At 63.2% G+C, this 600-nt stretch carries 1 protein-coding gene; it reads left to right on the top strand.

Annotation, left to right across the window (positions count from 1 at the left end):
* On the top strand, positions 1-600 hold a 600-nt coding region (locus NA8A_RS24240), incomplete at its 5' end, for an EF-Tu C-terminal domain-related protein (RefSeq protein WP_040673602.1).

Genomic DNA, 600 nt, shown 5'->3' with positions numbered 1-600 from the left:
GTGGATAGCTACATCCCGACGCCGGAGCGTCCGATCGACCAGCCGTTCCTGATGCCGATCGAAGACGTTTTCTCGATCTCGGGCCGCGGCACGGTGGTGACGGGTCGCGTCGAGCGCGGCGTGATCAAGGTCGGTGAGGAAATCGAGATCGTCGGCATCCGTCCGACGTCGAAGACGACCTGCACGGGCGTTGAGATGTTCCGCAAGCTTCTGGACCAGGGCCAGGCCGGCGACAACATCGGTGCGCTTCTTCGCGGTGTTGACCGTGAGGGCGTTGAGCGCGGCCAGGTGCTTTGCAAGCCCGGTTCTGTGAAGCCGCACACGAAGTTCAAGGCCGAGGCCTACATCCTGACGAAGGAAGAGGGTGGCCGTCACACGCCGTTCTTCACGAACTACCGTCCGCAGTTCTACTTCCGTACGACGGACGTGACGGGCATCGTTACGCTGCCGGAAGGCACGGAGATGGTCATGCCCGGCGACAACGTGACGGTCGACGTGACGCTGATCGTGCCGATCGCCATGGAAGAGAAGCTGCGCTTCGCTATCCGTGAAGGTGGCCGCACCGTCGGCGCCGGCATCGTCGCCGCCATCACTGAGTAA

Source organism: Nitratireductor indicus C115 (genome assembly GCF_000300515.1).
In the GTDB taxonomy this organism is placed as follows: Bacteria; Pseudomonadota; Alphaproteobacteria; order Rhizobiales; family Rhizobiaceae; genus Nitratireductor; species Nitratireductor indicus.
The sequence above is the reverse complement of the archived record's forward strand: the minus strand, read 5'-3'. Positions and strand labels throughout refer to the sequence as shown.